We start from the raw sequence: 20375 nt of genomic DNA on the forward strand, positions 1-20375 counted from the left end.
TCTTCTTTCGCGGATCGCTTAAAGCGATAGCTGTGGATGTTTTAGGAGGTGCGGTTATGAATAAGACCGAACTAATCAATAAAGTGGCAGAAGCTACTGAAATGACGAAAAAAGACGCTGCAAAATCTGTTGAAGCTGTATTTGAAGCGATCACTGAAGCTCTGCGCACAGGTGACAAAGTACAACTCATTGGCTTTGGTAACTTCGAAGTGCGTGAGCGTGCGGCTCGCAAAGGTCGCAACCCGCAAACAGGTGAAGAAATCGATATTCCTGCAACCAAAGCACCTGTATTCAAACCAGGTAAGCAGCTGAAAGAAGAAGTAAACAAATAAGCAGGACGAAGTACATAAGAATGACCTGCTAAAAAGGCCTCTAAACTGAGGCCTTTTTCCTTTTTCTTTTTTCGCTTGGGGATTGTGATATAATATAGCTGTTTACAGTTGTTGAGAATATAACTGAGCAGATGTTATTTGGATGGAGGAACAACAATGATCGATCATCGCAAAATTGAGGACGCGGTGCGCATGATTTTGGAAGCGATCGGCGAAGACCCAAACCGCGAAGGTTTATTAGATACACCGGCCCGTGTGGCACGCATGTATGCTGAAATTTTTTCGGGTTTGAACGAAGATCCCAAAGAGCATTTTTCAGTCGTGTTTGGAGAAGATCATGAAGAGCTGGTGCTTGTCAAAGACATCCCCTTCTTCTCCACTTGTGAGCACCATTTGGTTCCTTTCTTCGGCAAAGCGCATGTAGGCTACATACCGCGTGGAGGACGGGTCACAGGATTGAGCAAATTGGCGAGAGCGCTTGAAACGGTAGCCAGACGCCCGCAATTGCAAGAGCGGATTACAGCTACGGTAGCTGATTCAATCATGGAAAAATTGGACCCGCACGGGGTGATCGTCGTCGTGGAAGCGGAGCATATGTGCATGACTATGCGGGGTGTAAAAAAACCGGGATCCAAAACGATCACATCGGCGGTGCGCGGCGTGTTTGCTGAAGATTCGGCAGCCAGAGCAGAGGCGCTCAGCTTGATTGGATTAAAATAAAAAAAATAAAAAAGATCCTTGACACATATGCAAGCGTGCAATATACTAATACTTGTCGATGCGCAATCACATAGTTATCGGGCTATGGCGCAGCTTGGTAGCGCGCTTGCATGGGGCGCAAGAGGTCGTCAGTTCAAATCTGGCTAGCCCGACCATATAAAGACCCTTCCTCATGGAAGGGTCTTTTTTATTGCATTAAGCGCAAAGTTCCATGTTAAACTATCATGACGGATAGAATAGGAAGAGGAGGGATAAAGGATGAATGGATCCGCTGACTATATATTGATCAAAGCGAAAGAAAACGGTGTCAACGTCATCGGTCTTACCCGAGGGAAGGACACTCGTTTTCATCATTCAGAGAAACTTGATAAAGGCGAAGTCATGGTCGCGCAATTTACCGAACATACATCGGCTGTAAAGGTGCGTGGCAAGGCGACGATTATCACGCCTTTTGGCTCCGTGGATACGGACTAAGGAGCCTCTGTCTTCTCTTCCTTTTGCAAAGATGATAAAGGGAGGGAAGAAACGTGTATGCATGTTGTGCGGATGTTGGCGCTTCCGCGTGTCGGCCACGTCGATGGTGTCGCGTCTTCGCACGCCTCGTGGTTCAAACAGGACGACAATGTGCATCGACTGCGGTTGCTTGTCTACGGTCTAAACTGCACTTGGAGCACTGATCGAAGCAAAAAAACGGTCGCGTGTCGGTAAAGCCACCGCTGGGCGCCGGCGGGGCTTTGGTGCAAAAGGAGACTGGAAAAGTTGACCACAGTCAACGTTTTTTCAGCAAACAATTAGAGAATAGGGAAAACAATGGAAACATCTATCCCGATTAAAAGTATGGTATACTATTCGCAGTGCCTGAACTTTATGGTTTTTGGGGGAACGTTTGCATGTCGTCCATACATAAAGAAGAATTGAACTGGATCATCGATGCGATTGATGGTTTGTCCACGCCTTCGTATCTGAAACAAATCATTGGGAGACCCACGATCCCTGTTTTTTTTGTGCGCGTTTTGCAATTGATGTTAAAATCATTGCATGTGCCTGAAGAACGGGCGCAGATCTATGCATTTGCGGTCACCTTGCTCGATATGGGGCAAGTGATGCATGATCGTGTCACGGTCGATTCGCAGCCCGAACCTGACGCGCATCGCAAACAGCAATTATATGTTCTGTCTGGAGATTATTTCAGCAGCATCTTTTACCAACAGCTGGCCAAGCATCAAGAGACGGAGGGGTTAGCCTTTCTGTTGGAAGAGATTGGCCGAATGAACGAGAAGAAAATGACTTTTCACATGGCACAAGAAACGTTCGCTTCAAAGGTGGAAGAATGGGAGCAGATGCGGGAAATATCGGGTGGTCTTTTGATGGCGCTAGCCGATTTTTTTCATGCGGATCAGCCCGAGCCAACGCCGTGGCGTGACATTGTGAAGGAATTGATGGTGCTCCGCTACATCAAGGACAGCGGTGCCTCGTGTGATACGGAGGCCGAGATCGCGTGGGTTCAAAGCGCTTCGCAACGCCTTAACGAGGCCACTGCCAAGCTGGAGGATGATCTTGTTAAAGATGAGCTCAACATTCTTATTAGAGAGGCAATGCCTTTCACTTGAAGCAATTGAGCGGTGAAAGGGAGTGGACAAGACCATGAGGGATAAGTCAGAGAAAGCGAAATTCGTTTTGCAGGTTTTTGAAAGCATCGCCAAAGATTATGACCGCATGAACACCTTGTTGAGCTTTTATCAGCACAAGCGTTGGCGCAAGTTTGCCATGAAAAAAATGGCTGTGAAACCGGGCGACACGGCGATCGACGTCTGTTGCGGCACGGGGGATTGGACGATATCGCTGGCAATCGCTTCGCAAACGGGTCGGGTGGTCGGCTTGGATTTTAGCGACAATATGTTGCAAGTGGCGGAGCGGAAATTGTCTGAAAAAGGGCTCAGGCAACAGGTTGAATTGGTGCGGGGAGATGCGATGCAATTGCCGTTTCCGGACAACAGCTTCGACCACGCTACCATCGGGTTCGCTCTTCGCAACGTGCCAGATGTGGTGCAGGTGCTCAAAGAGATGAAACGGGTTGTCAAACCGGGGGGACAAATCGTATCGCTGGAGTTGTCCAAACCGACTTGGCCCCCGTTTCGCGCGTTGTATTACTTTTATTTCGAGCGTATCTTGCCGTGGTTGGGCAAGCTCTTCGCCAATCGGTATGAACAGTACCGCTGGCTGCCGGAATCCTTGATCCATTTCCCTGACTATGAGGAGCTGGCGCGGATCATGAGGGAAGAAGTCGGGTTGGACGAAGTCGAGGTGTACCCGCTCACAGGTGGCATCACGGCGTTGCATGTCGGGCGAAAAGCCGGCCAATGAGAGATGAAACGAAGGAAGATGGTAGGATGAACTTGGTGCATAAGTTGAAAGTTGTATTAGAAATGATTAAGTTTGAACATACCATATTTGCCCTGCCCTTCGCTTATATGGGAGCCGTTCTTGGCAGTTTGGAAGTGCGCGGGGTTCTTCCGAGTTGGGCGGAAATTGGTTGGATCACATTGGCGATGGTGGGCGCGCGCAGTGCCGCAATGGCTTTGAACCGTTTGATTGACCGACATATCGACGCGAAAAACCCCCGCACCAAAAATCGGGCCATTCCAGCAGGGTTGGTTTCTGTCCCGTTTGTATGGGGGTTTATCGTCGTTTCATTTGCTATGTTGTTTGTTGCCGCATTCCAATTAAATATGCTGGCGGTCAAATGTTTGCCGTTGGCTGTGTTTTTTCTGATGTTTTATTCATACACCAAGCGCTTCACTTGGACATGCCACTTTTTCTGCGGCCTGTCAAGTGCATTGGGAGCCATCGGTGGCTGGGTGGCGACGACGGCGCAAATCGATGTGACATCAATCGTCCTATATCTCACTGTGGCTTTGTGGATTGGGGGATTTGATGTAATTTACGCTTGTCAAGATGTGAAGTTTGACCGAGAGGAGCGGTTGTTCTCCATTCCCGCTAGATTTGGCATCGCGCCCGCGTTGTGGATTTCGGGATTGATGCACGTGTGCACCGCTGTGGGTTTGATAGCGCTCGTCTATATGACTTCACTTGGCGCGTGGTATACGGTGGGGGCGTTGATTGCTATTGCCATTTTGGTGTATGAGCATGCCATTGTGAAGCCGAATGATTTGTCTCGCTTAAATACTGCTTTTTTCACCATGAACGGTGTGTTGAGCGTGTTGATCTTTGTATTTACGATGTTGGATGTGTTTTTATGAGTCACAAACGCCTGATTTTGGGGATGACCGGAGCAAGCGGCGCCCCGTATGGATTATGCATCTTAGAGGAATGTTTAAGGCAGGGGCATACTGTGCATCTCGTCGTATCTGAAGCGGGATGGAGAGTGTTGATGGAAGAGCACGGATGGGAAGTGCAGGAGCGGGAACGTTGTTTTACCAAACGGTACGGACACCTGCCAGGCACACTCGTCTACCATCCATTGAAGGATATTGGTGCGACGATTGCTTCCGGTTCCTTTCAGACAGACGGCATGATTGTCGCTCCTTGTTCCATGGCGTCATTGGCCAAGCTGGCTCACGGCCTGTCATCCAATTTGTTGGAGCGGGCCGCCGATGTCATGATTAAGGAAAACAAGCCGCTCATCATTGTTCCGCGAGAGATGCCACTGTCTGCAATCCATTTGGAAAACATGCTCAAACTATCACGATGCGGGGTTTCCATCGTGCCAGCGATGCCCGCATTTTATCACCAGCCTTCCTCCATCGAGGATATGGTGCGGTTTGTGGCCGGAAAAGTGCTTGATCTGCTTAAGATTGACCATCAATTGTATCAACGTTGGGAGGGTGGACGATGAAACCGATTCGAATCGGAAGGATCGCATTCACCAATATCTTGCCGATCTATCAATATTTTGATGATCGGGGGCTTGATGTGGAGTGGATCCGCCAGGTGCCCAGTTTGCTTAACCGCGACATGGCGGCGGGAAACATCGACATGAGCCCTATCTCGGCATTTGCTTATGCCGAACATGCTGATGAGTATGTTTTGATGCCCGATTTGTCGATTAGTGCGATGGGCCCTGTTGGCTCCATTTTTCTGTTTACCAAAGGAGATCAACTTCATGATTTGGACGGAAAAACCATTGCATTAACCAATACGTCGGCTACTTCTGTGGCGCTTTTGAAAATCGTCCTGGAGAAATTTGCAGGGGTCCGTCCAAATTATGTCACCATGGCCCCATCGTTGGAAGAAATGATGAATGTAGCCGATGCAGCTTTGTTGATCGGCGACGATGCAGTAAAAGGCAAATGGAACGGTTCGGCATACCGAATGTATGATTTGGGTGAAGAGTGGATGAAGCAGACGGGATTGAGCATGACTTACGCCGTCTGGGCGGTAAGGCGCGCCATCGCTGAATCGCGCCGAAACGATTTGGAAGAGATTTACCTGCGTTTCATGCAAGCCAAAGCGGAAGGTCGGAAGAACTTGACTCCCGCGATTGAGGAGGCCATGCGTCAATTGGGAGGCGATGTGGCTTTCTGGAAAGCATATTTTGAGGGCCTTTGTTACGATTTTGGCGAAAAGGAAAAGCGGGGACTGCAAACCTATTTCCGCTATGCTGCAGACTTGGGACTGTTGCCATCCAATGTGGAAATCCACATGCTGGATTTACCAGCGAGTCTAGGCATGCGCTGATCAGGGTGAAGTGGATAATGAATCTACAAGAAATATATGAAGAGAAAAAAAAGGAGTTAGCACAGATCGAGCGAGCGCTGGCCTGTGCCATCCACACCGATCACGACATGTTGCGCAAGACCTCCAACCACCTGCTGGAAGCGGGGGGGAAACGGGTGCGCCCCGTCTTTGTGTTGCTGGCCGGTTCGTTCGGTTCCTATGATTTTGAGCAGTTGCAAAAAGTGGCCGTAGCATTGGAGTTGATCCACATGGCCACCCTCGTGCATGACGATGTGATCGACAATGCGGAAACCCGCCGCGGCCGTAAAACGGTCAAGGAAGAATGGGACAACCGGATTGCCATGTATACCGGTGATTACATTTTGGCCTGTGCATTAAAGGAACTGACGGCTTTGGGGGAGTATCCCGTGCAGGAAAGACTGGCAACAGCCATGATTCGCATGTGCTTGGGGGAGATTGCGCAAATCGAGGATCTATTCAGCGAAGTGTTGAGTTTGAAAAAGTATTTGCACCGGATCAAAAGAAAGACGGCTTTGCTTATGGCAACCAGCTGCCAACTGGGAGCGATGGTCTCTGATGTTCCCCCTGCTTTGGAACGGGCCGTTACTGCGTACGGTTATTACGTGGGAATGGCTTTTCAGTTGACTGATGACGTGCTTGATTTCATGGGGGATGAGAAAACATTGGGTAAGCCAGCCGGGAGCGATCTGGAGCAAGGCAATGTGACATTGCCGGTCATCTATGCGCTGAACCATGGCTCGGAGGAAATCAGGCAGGCGATTCTCACTTACCTGCGTTCCAAAGGGGAGTCAGGATCGCTTAAAGAGATTCTCGATATGATCCGGACCAGCGGTGGGATTGAATATACCATGGACTTGTCGCGCAGGTATATGGACAAAGCTTTTAGCTGTCTGGAAAAACTGCCCGCCACGGCTGAACGGGAATCTCTCCGAATGATTGCGGAATTTATTTTGCGCCGTTCCTATTGAGTCATGGGGATGGTTGCGTTTACATCCCATTCCTGTTACAATTTTCATGCACCAATCGGTGTGAACTGATACATAGCATGAAGTGGAGGAACAACGGGTATGGAGAAAACATTTATCATGGTGAAGCCTGACGGAGTGCAACGTGGGCTAATTGGTGAAATTGTTGCTCGATTTGAGAAAAAAGGTTTTCAGTTAGTCGGTGCTAAATTGATGACCGTTTCCCGTGAATTGGCTGAAGAGCATTACGCTGAACATAAAGAGAGACCGTTCTTTGGAGAACTGGTTGATTTTATCACATCCGGCCCTGTGTTCGCGATGGTGTGGCAAGGGAACAACGTGATCGCTACTGCTCGTCAAATGATGGGCAAAACCAATCCTGCTGATGCTCTGCCAGGAACCATTCGCGGTGATTTTGGCGTGAATGTTGCGATGAACATCGTGCATGGCTCCGATTCTCCGACAAGCGCAGAGCGGGAGATCGCGCTGTGGTTCAATGAAGCAGATGTGAACGAATACGAAAAAACGATCAATCGCTGGATCTAATGTTCCTCGACATGAGGCGCGGCCAATAGGCCGCGCTTTTGTTTGCCATCCGTGTGTCGCGCTCTTTTAAGTGCGGTTGAAATAATGGAAAATACCGTCTATTTCCCTCAAGTTTTGTCCAGACTGGATGTTAACTTAGCAAAGGGGGAATGCAGATTGGATATTCCACTCAGCGTAGATGAAGTGGCGGCCAAAATCAGACAAATGGCAGAAAACGGCCAGCCGCTCGGAAAAAAGAAAGTGAAGCAAGCCGATCCCGACTTGATGCAAAGCGCGCTTTATTATTACCCAAGTTGGGAGCATGCTGTTCGGCAAAGCGTGGGCGGCGAGTGAGCTATAGGTGCTCACCATGCCGCGACAAGGCACCCGCGAGCGAAGGTTAGAAAGCAGGCTCGTCGGGATTTTACAATCACCCGGTTCCATGCGGAACCGGGTGATTTTTATTAAATCTTATTTTTAACTGATCGAAACTATGGTATGATTACTAACAAATTTTTTATTGTTTGTTTCATGTGTGAGCTTAGATTAGGAGAGGACGATGAGAGATGAGGTATTTAACGGCGGGAGAGTCACACGGCCCTCAATTGACATTGATTGTGGAAGGCTTACCAAGCCATGTTCCTTTTGACAAAAAGAAAATTGACCATCAACTGGCGCGCCGCCAAAAAGGGTATGGCCGCGGGCGTCGGATGCAGATTGAGAAAGACCAAGTGCAAATTTTATCCGGCGTTCGTTTCGGTGAGACGACAGGTGCCCCGGTGGCGTTGGTGGTTGAGAATAAAGACTGGACCCATTGGAAAAAAGTGATGAGCATTGACCCCCTTCCAGAAGAAGCAGAAAAACGTCGCATCTCGCGGCCCCGTCCCGGGCATGCCGATTTAAACGGTGCGATCAAATATGATCACCGTGATATGCGCGATGTACTGGAACGTTCCAGCGCGCGAGAGACGACGATGCGAGTGGCTGCAGGTGCCGTGGCGCGATTGATCTTGGAAGCGTGCGATATCCGTGTGGGCGGCCATGTGCTACGCATTGGCAGTGTCGAAGCGAAGCGGCTGGATTTGCCGTGGGAAGAGTGGACTGCGCGTGCAGAGGAATCCCCTGTGCGCTGCTTGGATCCCCATGCTGAACAACAGATGATGGCACTCATTGACCAAGCCAAAAAAGAGGGCGACTCCCTGGGGGGCATTGTGGAAGTCATCGTGGAAGGCGTTCCGGTGGGGCTAGGTAGCCACGTACATTGGGATCGCAAATTGGACGCGCGCATTGCGCAAGCGATTGTGAGCATCAACGCCTTTAAGGGAGTTGAGTTCGGCATTGGCTTTGAAGCGGCTCACCGCCCAGGCTCCGAAGTGCATGATGAAATCGAATGGTCGGAAGCTACTGGTTTCACTCGCCGCACTAATCGATTGGGCGGCTTTGAAGGAGGGATGACCACAGGAGAGCCGATTGTCGTTCGCGGGGTGATGAAGCCCATTCCTACCCTATACAAACCGCTGAATAGTGTGGATATCGATAGCAAAGAGCCTTTCGCCGCTAGCATTGAGCGGTCGGACAGCTGTGCGGTTCCAGCGGCGTGTGTCGTGGCGGAGAATGTCGTGGCCTGGGAAATTGCCTGTGCGCTACTTGAGAAATTTCCAGCTGATACATTGGATGAGTTGAAAGAACAACTGAATCGTTACCGTGAAAGGGTGTTGAGATTCTGATGCGCACTTTGACGGTGAACACGTCTAATCAGTGTTACCCCATTCATATCGGCCGGGGCACCTACCAGATGTTGCCTCGCCTGATGAAGGAAGTGGGTGTCGAAAAGGACCGCAAGCTGATGGTGATTACTGATAGCTCTGTCGCTCCCTTGTATGGCCAGGCACTCCAAGCGTCATTGCGTGCGGAAGGATATCAGATAGGGATGACGGTTTTTCCTGCCGGCGAAGAGAGCAAAAATTTAAGCGTGGTTGAGCGAGTGATTGGTGATTGCTTGCAGTTCGGCCTTGACCGCGGTAGCGTTGTGCTGGCTTTGGGCGGCGGTGTAGTGGGGGATTTGGCCGGGTTTGTTGCTGCCACCTATATGCGGGGCATCCCTTTCATCCAGTTGCCGACCACCTTGTTGGCGCATGACAGTAGCGTGGGTGGGAAAGTAGGCGTCAATCATGCCTTGGGTAAGAATTATATCGGAGCATTTCACCAACCGCTGATGGTCGTTTTTGATGTCGATGTGTTGCGCTCGTTGCCAGCGCGCCAAGTGCATTCCGGACTGGCGGAAGTGGCGAAGCATGCGCTGATCTGGGATGTCTCGTTTGTGGAGTGGTTGGAAGCCCATGCCGAGGAATTGCTTGCGCTGTCCCCCGAGCGTCTGACGGAAGCGATTTATCGTGGTTGCAAGGTGAAATCCGCCGTGGTGTCGCAAGATGAGAAAGAATTGGGCATCCGTTCAATTCTCAATTATGGACATACCATCGGCCATGCGTTAGAGGCAGTTTCGAGGTATCGTGTGTACACTCACGGTGAAGCGGTAGCGATCGGCATGGCCGGCGCGTCGCGATTAAGTGTCCGTTTGCTGGGCGCACCGGGCGAATTGGTTGATCGGACGGAACAGTTGCTCCGCCGCTTGTGCTTGCCGATCCGCTATGCAGAAAATTGGCCGTTGCCTGCCCTGTTGGAGGCGATGAAAAAGGATAAAAAAGCGCGCGGTGGCCAGTATACCTTTGTATTGTCGCGCAAGCTGGGACAGGTAGAGATGGTGCGTGGAATCGAGGAAGCCGAAATCGTACAAACATTGAAGGAGATTTCGACACAGTAAATGAAACAAGGGCAGTCGTGCATCAACGAGGCCTGATCTGTGAGCTTGTTGTCTAAAAAATTTTGGAGCGGATGTGTGAATTTGCGCTCCTTTGTCGCTTGTCGGGAAGTGACTCCGTCTCCAAACGCAGGAGCGGGCAAAATCACTGTCTTTTTTAGGATTGTCCGTATTTATTCTGCGATTGGCGCCCGGTTTGAGTAAATCTCCCAGTCGCTATGCGTTCAAATATCTTGCTTAAAGGACGGGCCGTTTATCAAAGAGGCCTGTCCTTTTTTTCGACGTGGGTTGACATTCTGTGGGAACTCGGATAAAGTCTTGATAAGATCAGGTTAGTTTGAGTGAATTGTTGAGTTAATTGAGAGCAGAGTTGAGTGGAGAATAGGATATAGCGTAGTTGAGCTGAGCCAAATGATGAAGAATATGATGACTTCAGTCAGAGCTCGCGTGCTTTGACTTTTTTATTTGTGTTACACCCTCTCTATATCCTTTTCTCCCTTCTCATCATCGAGAAGGAGGGAGCTATCCATGATTTACCCCACGTATGAAGAATGCCAATCTTTTTCTTCTTCTTATTCTTTTATTCCCATATGCAAGACCGTGGTAGCTGATACGGAGACGCCGATCCGGCTGTTTGAACGGGTGAAAGATGACCCTTACGCTTTTTTGTTGGAAAGTGTGGAAGGCGGCGAACGATGGGCACGTTACTCCATGATTGGAGCCGAGCCGATGTGTGTGCTGAAATGCAAAGGCAATCAGGTAGTGATAGAAGATGTGCAAGGGTGTCGCACCTTGGACATCACGCATCCGATGCAGTTTTTAAAGGAGTGGTTCAGTCAATTCCAAGCTCCGAAATATGCCCATCTTCCCCCTTTTCTCGGCGGCGCGGTGGGTTATGTCGGATATGAGGCTGTTCGGTTTATTGAACCAACTCGCCCGATCACTCATCCAACCGCAGAGACGCAACATTATGATTTTCATCTTATGGTTGCGGATCGGTTGATCATTTTTGATCACCTGAAGCAGACCGTCACTTTTGTGCAACATCTGGCACTGACTGACGGTGCGTTAGCAGAGGTTCCGCTGTCGGAGAGTTACCGGCGGGCGGTCGAGGAGTTGGAAACTTGGTGTGTAGAGACGTTGCAAGGGCATGCGGGCGGGGAGTTATCTTTTAAGCATGACATATCGCCTGATTCCCAATCGAGCGAAGAATTTGCCAATATCGGCAAGGAAGAATACATGGAGCTGGTGAGGCAAGCACAAGAGCACATTCGGGAGGGAGACATTTTCCAAGTGGTGCTGTCCCGAAAATTTACCCAGCCCCACGCGCCAGATCCGTTCCGCGTTTACCGCATTCTGCGGGTGCTCAACCCCTCTCCTTATATGTACTATCTGCGGTTGGGTAAGGAACAGGTGGTAGGGACTTCTCCTGAACGCATCATCCGTGTGACCGACCGTCTGGCGGAAATCTGCCCTATCGCTGGAACACGTCCACGTGGCCAAAACGAACGTGAAGATCAGGAGCTGATGGACGAGTTGCTCAACGATGAAAAAGAAATCGCCGAGCATGTAATGTTGCTTGATTTGGGCCGCAATGATTTGGGACGTGTGGCGGAATATGGTGCTGTGCGCGTCCGGGAGCGGATGGTCATCGAGAAATATTCCCATGTTATGCATCTGGTTTCTCATCTGGAGGCGACTCTGAAAGAAGGAGTACACGCACTGGAAGCTTTTCAAGCTTGTTTCCCTGCGGGGACGTTGTCTGGTGCGCCCAAAATCAGGGCCATGGAGCTGATTCGCCAGTTTGAGCCCGAACCGCGCGGCATCTATGGTGGAGCGATTTTGTACTTGAGCTTCACAGGTAATCTTGATTCGTGTATCGCTATCCGTACCATTCATTTTCAGGATCAGTGTGCCACTGTGCAAGCAGGTGCGGGCATTGTGGCCGATTCAAACCCGATCGGCGAATACTTGGAAACGTCGCACAAAGCCAAGGGAATGTTGACGGCGTTGGCAATGGCTAAACAGAGCGAATTCATGGAGGCGTTGAGATGATCGCGAACTTGGTGAAAAAAGTCGTTGCAGGGGAGCATTTGACAACGGCAGAAGCGAGACAGGCGATGGAATGTATGATGGAGGGAAACGCAACGCCGGTTCAAATCGCCAGCTTACTCACCTCGTTGCGGATGAAAGGAGAAACGGAGAACGAACTTCTTGGATTTGCGCAAGCAATGCGTTCCTTAGCGGTGCCCCTGCCGTTGCGGTTTGCCGATGCGGTGGATACTTGCGGCACAGGAGGTTCTGGCAAAAAGGCTTTCAATATTTCAACGGCTGCAGCCTTTGTTGTAGCCGCAGGCGGGGTCCCAGTGGTAAAACACGGAAACCGGGCTGCCTCGAGTCAGAGCGGGAGCGCCGATGTACTGGAAGCGTTGGGGGTGCAGATCCGACTCGCACCGGAGGAAGCCAACCGACTGCTAGAACAGACGGGATTGGCGTTTTTGTTCGCTCAATTGTATCATCCGGCGATGAAACATGTGATGCCAACCCGCAAGCAATTGGGATTTCGTACGTTTTTTAATCTTTTAGGCCCTTTGTGCAATCCAGCTGGTGTGAATGTGCAATTGGTTGGCGTGTATGATGTGGATTTGACGGAGCCAGTCGCCTATGTGTTGCAACGGTTGGGTATCAAACGCGCCATGGTTGTGGCAGGATTGGATGGCATGGATGAACTGACCAATGCAGCGGAGACGAAAGTGTCCGAATTAAAGGACGGGCACGTGACGACTTATGAGGTATCACCGGAAGCGTTGGGTTTGGAGAGAGTGGCGCGCGAAACCTTAAGCGGTGGCACACCGGACGAGAATGCGGCGTTGATACGGGGCATTTTTGATGGGCGGATTACGGGCGGACCGCGCGATATTGTGGCTTTGAACGCAGGCGCAGCTTTATACTTGGCAGGAAAAGCCCCCACACTGTCTGAGGGAGTCAAAGAAGCGTTGCGGATCATCCGTTCCGGGGCAGCTTGCCGCAAGCTGGCAGAAGTGATTCGCTTGTCAAAGGAGGTTGCCCATGTTTCTTGATAAGATTCTCACCCAAAAGCGGTTGGAAGTGACACAGTTGACCCAGCGCTATACGAAAGAGCGTTGGGAACAGGCGGAGCGGATGCCGAAAGGGATTTCCTTGGCAGAATGTTTGTGTGCCGAAAAGGAATTGGGAGTAATCGCCGAGATCAAACCGGCGTCTCCGTCAAAAGGCATTATTCGCGAACAGGTGGACCCGGTTCCGATTGCTATCGCTTATGAGGAAGGCGGAGCCAATGCCATCTCCGTGTTGACGGATGCCGTTTTTTTCAAAGGCTCTGCTTCCAACTTGGTGAAAGTAAAAAAACGCGTTGCTTTGCCCGTCTTGCGCAAAGATTTTATCATTGATCCGCTTCAAGTCTTGGAAAGCAAGTTAATCGGCGCCGACGCCATCTTGTTGATCGTGGCCGCGCTTGACAGAGAGCGGCTACAGCTACTCAGTGAAACGGCTCACCGCTTGGGAATGGAAGTGTTGGTTGAAATCCATGATGAACGGGAGATCGATGATGCACTCGCTTGCCAGGCGGATGTGATCGGCATCAATAACCGTAATTTAGTGACCTTTGAGACGGACTTGGCCGTGACAGAACGATTGCGGCCGCTCCTCCCGACCCACCTTCCCGTCATCGGCGAAAGCGGAATCCATGCGCCCAAAGATGCCAAACGGATGCGCGAAGCAGGCGTTAAAGGGATATTGGTTGGTGAATATCTGATGCGTCAAGCGGATCCAGTGCGAGCGCTCTCAGAGTTGAAGCAGGCGGGGTCGGCATGACGGGTATTAAGTTGTGCGGGTTTCAAACGGTGGAAGACGTGCGCTTGGTATCTGGGCTCCCTATCGAGTTGATCGGATTCGTCATGGTCCCCGGCCGGCGGCGGACAGTTTCCTTAGACCATTTGCCGGAAATGTTGTCAGCCGTGCCGGCAGGCATAAAAAAGGTGGCTGTGTTGAAAGATGCCCCCCTTGCGGTTGCTGTAACATGGCAAACCCGATATTCGTTTGATGTGTTGCAGTTGCATGGAACCGAGCCTCCTGCTTATTGCGAAACATTGAAAAAGATGGTGGGGATCCGTCTCTGCAAGGTGTTTGACGCTTCAGCGAGACCGGTGTCAGAAGCAGGGCTGCCGGATTATGCGCCATGGATTGACTGTATCCTGCTGGATTCGGCCCAAGGTGGCTCTGGCAAATCATTCGACTGGACAGGAATTCTCCAGTGGCAGGAAGCGGCAAAAGCGTATGGCCTCCCTGTGTGGGTGGCCGGTGGATTGCATCCTGGCAATGTAGGCGCCTTGATCGGGAGATACGGCCCAGATGGGGTAGATGTGTCCAGCGGCATTGAGACGGATGGCCGCAAAGACGGCCTGTTGATAAACCGATTTGTGGAAAGGGTGATGGCGAGTGGTGATGAGGAAGAGCGCGGCGGAGGAACGGAGGGCGTCTTGGAGATACGGTGAGTTCGGGGGGCGCTTCGTGCCGGAGACAACGATGATGGCCTTGGCGGAACTTGAGCAAGGATTTGCAGAAGCGGTGCGTGACGAGGGATTTATTATGGAATACAAGAACTTGTTGCGTCATTATTCGGGGCGGCCAACTGCCTTGACGTTTGCCTCTCGCCTGACGGAGGAGATCGGCGGAGCTAAAATCTACTTGAAACGGGAAGATTTGAACCACACGGGAGCCCACAAAATCAATAATGCCTTAGGGCAAGCTTTGTTGGCCAAGCGGATGGGCAAAAGGAAAGTGATCGCCGAAACCGGAGCGGGTCAACATGGCGTGGCATCAGCGACTGCCGCCGCTTTGTTGGGACTGGCATGTGAAGTGTATATGGGTGAGGAGGATGTGCGTCGTCAACAGCTCAACGTGTTTCGCATGGAGCTTTTGGGAGCAAAAGTGATTCCAGTCACGTCTGGTACACGCACTCTCAAAGATGCCACCAATGAAGCGTTGCGCCGTTGGGTGGCGGAGGTGGACAGCACCTTTTACTTATTGGGTTCCGCTGTGGGTCCTCACCCCTATCCGGCGATAGTGAAGTTCTTCCAACGCGTTATCGGTGATGAGGCTAGGCAACAAATGTTAGAACGGGAAGGAAAGTTGCCGGAAGATGTAGTGGCGTGCGTGGGCGGCGGTAGCAATGCGATTGGCATGTTCGCCGCTTTCTTGGATGAGTGGAAGGTGAAATTGCATGGTGTAGAGGCGGCAGGGCAAGGCATTGGAACCGATTACCATGCGGCATCTCTGACCAAAGGCCGACCGGGAGTGCTACATGGCATGTACAGTTATTTTTTGCAGGATGAAGCGGGGCGCATCTTGCCAGCCCACTCTATTTCCGCCGGATTGGATTACCCTGGTGTGGGGCCGGAACATGCATATCTGAAAAATAGCGGCCGGGTGCGATATACGTCGGCGACAGATGCTGAAGCGATTGAAGCGGTGCAGCTTCTATGCCGGACGGAAGGAATTTTGCCGGCGCTGGAATCAGCTCATGCCATTTCGGAAGGGGTCAAGCTGGCTAAAATGCGGCGCAAAGGAGACATTGTGTTGATTTGCCTGTCCGGACGCGGCGATAAAGATGTGGAAACCATACGCCAAGCGATGGAGGTGGAGTGAGGATGACGGCGCTGGATGTAAGATTGCGGAAAGCAGAGCAATATTTTATTCCTTTTATCATGGCGGGAGATCCCTCGTTGGAGGTGACCAAGCGAATTCTTCGTTTGTTACAGGAAGAAGGGGCGGCAGCGATCGAGCTGGGTGTTCCGTTTTCCGATCCGATGGCGGATGGGCCGGTAATCCAAGTAGCGTCTGAACGAGCGCTCAAAAAGGGTGTCACGCTCCAAGACGTGTTGCGATTAGGCGAAGAGTTGCATGCAGAAGGCTTTCACACTCCTTTGATCCTGTTCACTTACTTTAATCCCGTGTTGCACCATGGGGTGGAGGCCTTGGTGGAAGATGCGAAAGCAAGCGGATTTGCAGGATTGATTGTGCCTGATCTTCCCCATGAAGAAAGCGCACCGCTCAGGCGGATTGGCAATCGATGTGCTTTTCCCATCATTCCGCTTGTAACGCCGACGTCAAAGGAGCGGATCGAGCAGATTGTGGCTGATGCGGAGGGCTTTGTGTATTGCGTCTCCTCCTTGGGTACAACCGGTATGAGACAGTATTTCGCTGATGATGTAGAAGCGTTTTTGGATACGGTGCGAGCGGCGAGCCCCGTACCAACGGCGGTGGGGTTTGGTATCTCCACTGGAGAGCATGTGCAACGTTTTCGCCGTCATGCCGACGCCGTCGTGGTGGGGAGCGCGCTGGTTGGGAAAATAGAGGAATGCCGTTCCGATTTGCTTGATCCGAACCGAATCGACCATGCGCTGGCCTCTTTCTCACGATTTGTCAGACAGTTGAAATCAGAGTAAGATAAGTGGAAAAGGGATGAGAGGAGCATAGATATGCAACCAAAAGCATCGGTGAGGGGTCTTCCCTTGTACAAGCCTGGCAAGTCGCTCGAAGAGGTCAAGCGGGAGTTGGGGTTGGAAGATGTGATCAAGCTCGCTTCCAACGAGAACCCGTTTGGATGCTCTCCGCGGGTGTGGAAAGCTTTGGAGGAAATCAAAGGGGAATTTCAATATTATCCTGAAGGAGCCGCCCCAGAACTGCGGGAGAAGCTGGCGGAGCATCTGGAAGTGGATCCGCGCCGCTTGATTTTTGGCAACGGCTCTGATGAAATCGTACAAATGCTTGCCCGGACGTATCTTGAACCGGGGGCGGAGTCGGTGATGGCTGATTTCACCTTTCCCCGTTATGACACGGTGACGCGAATCGAAGGAGGAGTTCCCGTCGTTGTGCCATTGCGCGAAGGTGTGCACGATTTGGAGGGTATGCTCGCAGCGATTACCGAGAAGACACGGCTCGTCTGGATCTGCAATCCTAACAATCCGACAGGCACGATTGTCGGCCAGGATGCGTTAAGTGATTTTCTGGATCGGATTCCGCCGCATGTGTTGGTGGTCTTGGATGAAGCCTACTATGAATATGTGACGGATTCGACTTATCCCGACTCTATTTCTCTGTTGGATTACAATCCGCAGATCATCATTTTGCGCACGTTTTCCAAAATATATGGGCTTGCCGCCTTCCGGGTCGGTTATGGCATCGCCCATCCCGATGTCATCGCTGAACTCGAACGGGTGCGTGAGCCGTTTAACGTGAATCGCTTGGCGCAAAAAGCCGCGGCGGCGGCTATAGAGGATGAGGCATTTGTCTTGTACTGCCGCAACCAAAACCGGATGGGGATCAAACAGATGACTGAGAAGTTTGATGAGTGGGGCCTTTCTTATTTCCCGGCTCACGGCAACTTCATCTTGGTCGATACGGGGCACTCCGCTGACGAAGTGTTTCAGCATTTGTTGCACCAAGGTGTGATCGTCCGCTCCGGAGCACACTTGGGCTTCCCTGAACACATCCGCGTAACGGTCGGGAAAAAGGAACAGAATGAACGTTTCTTGGAAGAGTTACACGCATTTTTACAGAAGAGAGGGAAGTGACACAGCATGCCAGATCGCATAGCCGTATTGGGAACCGGATTGATAGGCGGATCGCTAGCGCTGGGATTGAAGGAACGAACAGATGCCATGGTGATCGGTTATGACCGTTCTGACGAGGACTTGGCCTTGGCCGCGACGTTAGGGGCGGTCGATGAAGCGACAACCGATTTGGCAGAAGCGGTTTGTGAAGCGGATATTATCATTATCGCGTTGCCGGTTGGAGCGATCAAAGAGACGATCGATCGGTTGACCAGCTTACCGTTGAAAGCCGCTTGTATTGTCACCGATGTGGGAAGCACCAAATCGGAAATCGTCGCACACGCCCAAAAATTAAAGCAGCAAGACGTCATCTTTATCGGTGGGCATCCGATGGCCGGTTCGCATCGCTCGGGCATGAAAGCAGCTCATTCCCTACTGTTTGAAAACGCCTATTATGTGTTGACCCCGGATCCCGATACGTCTTTGCTGGCTGTGCAAAAGCTGAGTCGCCTCTTGCATTTGGCGACCAAAGCAGAATTGGTGATCATGGATCCGGTTCACCATGACCGAGTGGTGGGAGCCATCAGTCATTTGCCGCACATCATCGCTGCGGGGCTTGTCAATATGGTCGGCGATTACAATGAGCAAAACGAGTGGTTTCATCGGCTGGCGGCGGGCGGATTCCGTAGTTTGACGCGGATCGGCGCCAGCCATCCAGTCATGTGGCGGGATATCCTGCTCTCAAACCGGGAAGAGTTGATCCACCTGCTCGATGATTGGATGTTGCAGATCAACCATATGCGCGATGCCATCCACGAGGGGGATGGGGATCGGATTGAAGCTTTTTTCGCGAGATCGAAGCGGTTACGTGCGCAATTGCCTGACCGTAAAAAGGGCTTGCTCGCGCCTGTGTATGAATGTTGGCTCGATATTCCGGACGTGCCCGGGGAGATTGCGCGCGTCACTGCGATCCTAAGTGAGCAGGGCGTCAATATCAGCAACATTGAAGTGTTGAACAATCGTGAAGAGTTGCCCGGCGTGTTGAAACTGACTTATAAAAAAGAGCATGATTTCAAGCGGGCGGTGGCTTGCCTTAAAGAGGCCGGATACGCCGTGCACGCTGACAGAACGTGATGACGGTAAAAGGCGCAACCCGCCGCATGTACTAATCGGCTTGGAAGTGTGCCGTTGACATCATGAGACGCGCCGTAGCACAAAAAAACAGAGTTGACAGATAAACAAAGGGAGGTATCATCCATGATTCGTACATCACAGCGCAAACCGTTTCGCGCTACTGTCACCGTGCCGGGAGACAAATCTATATCCCACCGCTCCATCATGTTTGGCGCGGTGGCCAATGGAACGACAGAGATTGAAGGTTTTTTGCCCGGAGCGGATTGCTTGAGCACCATCCGCTGTTTTCAGCAGATGGGCGTGGAGATCGAACGTTTGTCCGAAACGGCGGTTCGTGTGCGCGGGCGCGGTTTTGAAGGGTTGAAAGAAGCGACGTCCCCACTGGATGTAGGCAACTCCGGTACGACAATCCGATTGATGTTGGGTATCCTTTCTGGAGTGCCGATCTATTCCACTTTGATCGGTGACGAGTCCATCGCTAGGCGACCCATGAAGCGGGTTGTGGATCCGTTAAGAAAGATGGGCGCGCGCATTGACGGCCGGGAAGAAGGCCGGTTCACCCCCATTGGTGTGAGGGGTGGCGAGTTGCAGGGGATCACATATGAAAGTCCCGTGGCCAGCGCGCAGGTGAAATCTTGTCTGCTGTTGGCGGGGTTAAATGCCGAAGGGGACACGGTTGTGCGTGAACCATCCCAATCGCGGGATCATACAGAACGCATGTTGCCTGGGTTTGGAGTGGAACTAGAGGCGAAGGGGACGGAAGTGAGGCTCAAAGGGGGTCAAACGCTGACCGGAACCAAGGTGCGGGTGCCTGGTGACATTTCGTCGGCTGCTTTCATCCTGGTAGCGGCATTGATGGTACCAGGTAGCCGAGTCACAGTGGAACATGTTGGCCTCAATCCAACGCGAACAGGCATATTGGATGCTTTGCGGATGATGGGTGCCGAGGTGCATACAGAGATCACTGCTCATTGGTGCAATGAACCGGTCGGCAATGTGACGGTCTCATGTAATAACCTGCATGGAGTGGAGATCGGGGGAGCATTGATTCCGCGCTTGATTGATGAAATTCCCATTTTGGCAGTGGTTGCGACGCAAGCCCACGGCACGACGGTGATTAAGGATGCGCAAGAGTTAAAAGTCAAAGAGACCAACCGAATCGCAACCACCGCGAAGGAATTGAGAAAACTGGGGGCGTCCGTGGAAGAGACGGAAGATGGACTGATAATTGAAGGGGGAACGCAACTCAGTGGTGGACATTGCCACAGCCATGGGGACCATCGCATCGGCATGGCCATGGCGATTGCCGGATTTGCCGCGTCTGGTGATGTAGTGGTGGAAGGGACGGAAGCCATTGATGTTTCTTTCCCTGGTTTTGCGGGTCTAATTGCGCAGTTATAGAAAATATCAATCAGAAAATTGCAAAAAAAGATTGACCTTGTCCTGCTCCAGTCGTATAATTGGATATACAGTATGGTTTCTCTCCACTCCTATCCAATATTGTACGTCCTGTGCAAAGCCGCTCTCACATAGAGCGGTTCTTTTTTGTGGATTAGATTCATAAAAGTGG

Annotated in this window: 22 protein-coding genes and 1 tRNA gene; all 23 read left to right on the plus strand. The window is 51.4% G+C overall.

Going from position 1 to position 20375, the window contains the following annotated elements; all coding sequences use genetic code 11:
- Positions 1-56: 56 nt before the first annotated feature.
- The 23 genes from hbs (at position 57) to aroA (ending at position 20206) form a co-directional block, all read left to right on the plus strand.
- The gene (hbs, locus tag NYR52_RS07385) at positions 57-332 is read left to right on the plus strand and encodes a non-specific DNA-binding protein Hbs (protein WP_022738455.1); all 276 of its coding nucleotides are present in this window, start codon (positions 57-59) and stop codon (positions 330-332) included.
- Between the two features lie 156 nt (positions 333-488).
- Positions 489-1052: a GTP cyclohydrolase I FolE gene (folE, locus tag NYR52_RS07390; protein ID WP_022738456.1), complete on the plus strand. Its 564-nt coding sequence runs from the start codon at positions 489-491 to the stop codon at positions 1050-1052.
- A gap of 78 nt (positions 1053-1130) precedes the next feature.
- Positions 1131-1207: transfer RNA gene (locus tag NYR52_RS07395), tRNA-Pro, on the plus strand.
- Positions 1208-1310: 103 nt separating this feature from the next.
- Positions 1311-1526 (plus strand): trp RNA-binding attenuation protein MtrB, encoded by a 216-nt coding sequence (gene mtrB, locus NYR52_RS07400; RefSeq protein WP_022738457.1) that lies wholly within the window; start codon positions 1311-1313, stop codon positions 1524-1526.
- A 416-nt stretch (positions 1527-1942) separates the two neighbouring features.
- Positions 1943-2662: a heptaprenyl diphosphate synthase component 1 gene (locus NYR52_RS07405; RefSeq protein WP_259436604.1), complete on the plus strand. Its 720-nt coding sequence runs from the start codon at positions 1943-1945 to the stop codon at positions 2660-2662.
- A 34-nt stretch (positions 2663-2696) separates the two neighbouring features.
- A complete protein-coding gene (locus NYR52_RS07410) occupies positions 2697-3416 on the plus strand; it encodes a demethylmenaquinone methyltransferase (RefSeq protein ID WP_132220203.1) in 720 nt (239 codons plus the stop codon).
- A gap of 26 nt (positions 3417-3442) precedes the next feature.
- Positions 3443-4312, plus strand: coding sequence for a UbiA-like polyprenyltransferase (locus NYR52_RS07415; RefSeq protein ID WP_132220204.1), 870 nt, complete (start codon positions 3443-3445; stop codon positions 4310-4312).
- Positions 4309-4908, plus strand: a complete 600-nt coding sequence (locus tag NYR52_RS07420) for a UbiX family flavin prenyltransferase (protein WP_259436605.1) — start codon at positions 4309-4311, stop codon at positions 4906-4908. Before NYR52_RS07415 ends, NYR52_RS07420 begins: the two co-directional genes overlap by 4 nt.
- Positions 4905-5750 (plus strand): menaquinone biosynthetic enzyme MqnA/MqnD family protein, encoded by an 846-nt coding sequence (locus tag NYR52_RS07425; RefSeq protein ID WP_132220206.1) that lies wholly within the window; start codon positions 4905-4907, stop codon positions 5748-5750. Before NYR52_RS07420 ends, NYR52_RS07425 begins: the two co-directional genes overlap by 4 nt.
- Positions 5751-5767: 17 nt before the next feature.
- Positions 5768-6739, plus strand: coding sequence for a polyprenyl synthetase family protein (locus tag NYR52_RS07430; RefSeq protein WP_132220207.1), 972 nt, complete (start codon positions 5768-5770; stop codon positions 6737-6739).
- 99 nt (positions 6740-6838) lie between these two features.
- Positions 6839-7282, plus strand: a complete 444-nt coding sequence (ndk, locus tag NYR52_RS07435) for a nucleoside-diphosphate kinase (RefSeq protein ID WP_132220208.1) — start codon at positions 6839-6841, stop codon at positions 7280-7282.
- A gap of 156 nt (positions 7283-7438) precedes the next feature.
- Positions 7439-7615, plus strand: coding sequence for a hypothetical protein (locus tag NYR52_RS07440; RefSeq protein ID WP_022738470.1), 177 nt, complete (start codon positions 7439-7441; stop codon positions 7613-7615).
- Between the two features lie 212 nt (positions 7616-7827).
- Positions 7828-8988, plus strand: coding sequence for a chorismate synthase (gene aroC / locus NYR52_RS07445; RefSeq protein ID WP_132220209.1), 1161 nt, complete (start codon positions 7828-7830; stop codon positions 8986-8988).
- A complete protein-coding gene (gene aroB, locus NYR52_RS07450; protein WP_259436606.1) occupies positions 8988-10082 on the plus strand; it encodes a 3-dehydroquinate synthase in 1095 nt (364 codons plus the stop codon). The genes aroC and aroB overlap by 1 nt, the downstream gene beginning before the upstream one ends.
- A gap of 525 nt (positions 10083-10607) precedes the next feature.
- Positions 10608-12134 (plus strand): anthranilate synthase component I, encoded by a 1527-nt coding sequence (gene trpE, locus NYR52_RS07455; protein WP_259436607.1) that lies wholly within the window; start codon positions 10608-10610, stop codon positions 12132-12134.
- A complete protein-coding gene (gene trpD / locus NYR52_RS07460; protein ID WP_259436608.1) occupies positions 12131-13159 on the plus strand; it encodes an anthranilate phosphoribosyltransferase in 1029 nt (342 codons plus the stop codon). Before trpE ends, trpD begins: the two co-directional genes overlap by 4 nt.
- Positions 13149-13931 carry an indole-3-glycerol phosphate synthase TrpC gene (gene trpC, locus NYR52_RS07465; protein WP_132220213.1) on the plus strand — a complete coding sequence of 261 codons (783 nt, stop codon included), beginning with the start codon at positions 13149-13151 and terminating at the stop codon, positions 13929-13931. The genes trpD and trpC overlap by 11 nt, the downstream gene beginning before the upstream one ends.
- Complete coding sequence (locus NYR52_RS07470) at positions 13928-14611, plus strand: phosphoribosylanthranilate isomerase (RefSeq protein WP_259436609.1); 684 nt, start codon at positions 13928-13930, stop codon at positions 14609-14611. Before trpC ends, NYR52_RS07470 begins: the two co-directional genes overlap by 4 nt.
- The gene (gene trpB / locus NYR52_RS07475) at positions 14562-15764 is read left to right on the plus strand and encodes a tryptophan synthase subunit beta (protein ID WP_132220965.1); all 1203 of its coding nucleotides are present in this window, start codon (positions 14562-14564) and stop codon (positions 15762-15764) included. Before NYR52_RS07470 ends, trpB begins: the two co-directional genes overlap by 50 nt.
- Positions 15765-15766: 2 nt before the next feature.
- Entirely contained in the window at positions 15767-16564 is a 798-nt protein-coding gene (trpA, locus tag NYR52_RS07480; RefSeq protein WP_259436610.1) for a tryptophan synthase subunit alpha, read from the plus strand.
- 33 nt (positions 16565-16597) lie between these two features.
- Entirely contained in the window at positions 16598-17692 is a 1095-nt protein-coding gene (hisC, locus tag NYR52_RS07485; protein ID WP_132220216.1) for a histidinol-phosphate transaminase, read from the plus strand.
- A 6-nt stretch (positions 17693-17698) separates the two neighbouring features.
- Positions 17699-18805 carry a prephenate dehydrogenase gene (locus tag NYR52_RS07490; protein ID WP_259436611.1) on the plus strand — a complete coding sequence of 369 codons (1107 nt, stop codon included), beginning with the start codon at positions 17699-17701 and terminating at the stop codon, positions 18803-18805.
- A gap of 123 nt (positions 18806-18928) precedes the next feature.
- Positions 18929-20206 (plus strand): 3-phosphoshikimate 1-carboxyvinyltransferase, encoded by a 1278-nt coding sequence (gene aroA, locus NYR52_RS07495; RefSeq protein ID WP_259436612.1) that lies wholly within the window; start codon positions 18929-18931, stop codon positions 20204-20206.
- The last annotated feature ends 169 nt before the right edge of the window (positions 20207-20375 follow it).

The sequence above is a fragment of the Laceyella sacchari genome (assembly GCF_024927925.1).
Classification (GTDB): Bacteria; Bacillota; Bacilli; order Thermoactinomycetales; family Thermoactinomycetaceae; genus Laceyella; species Laceyella sacchari.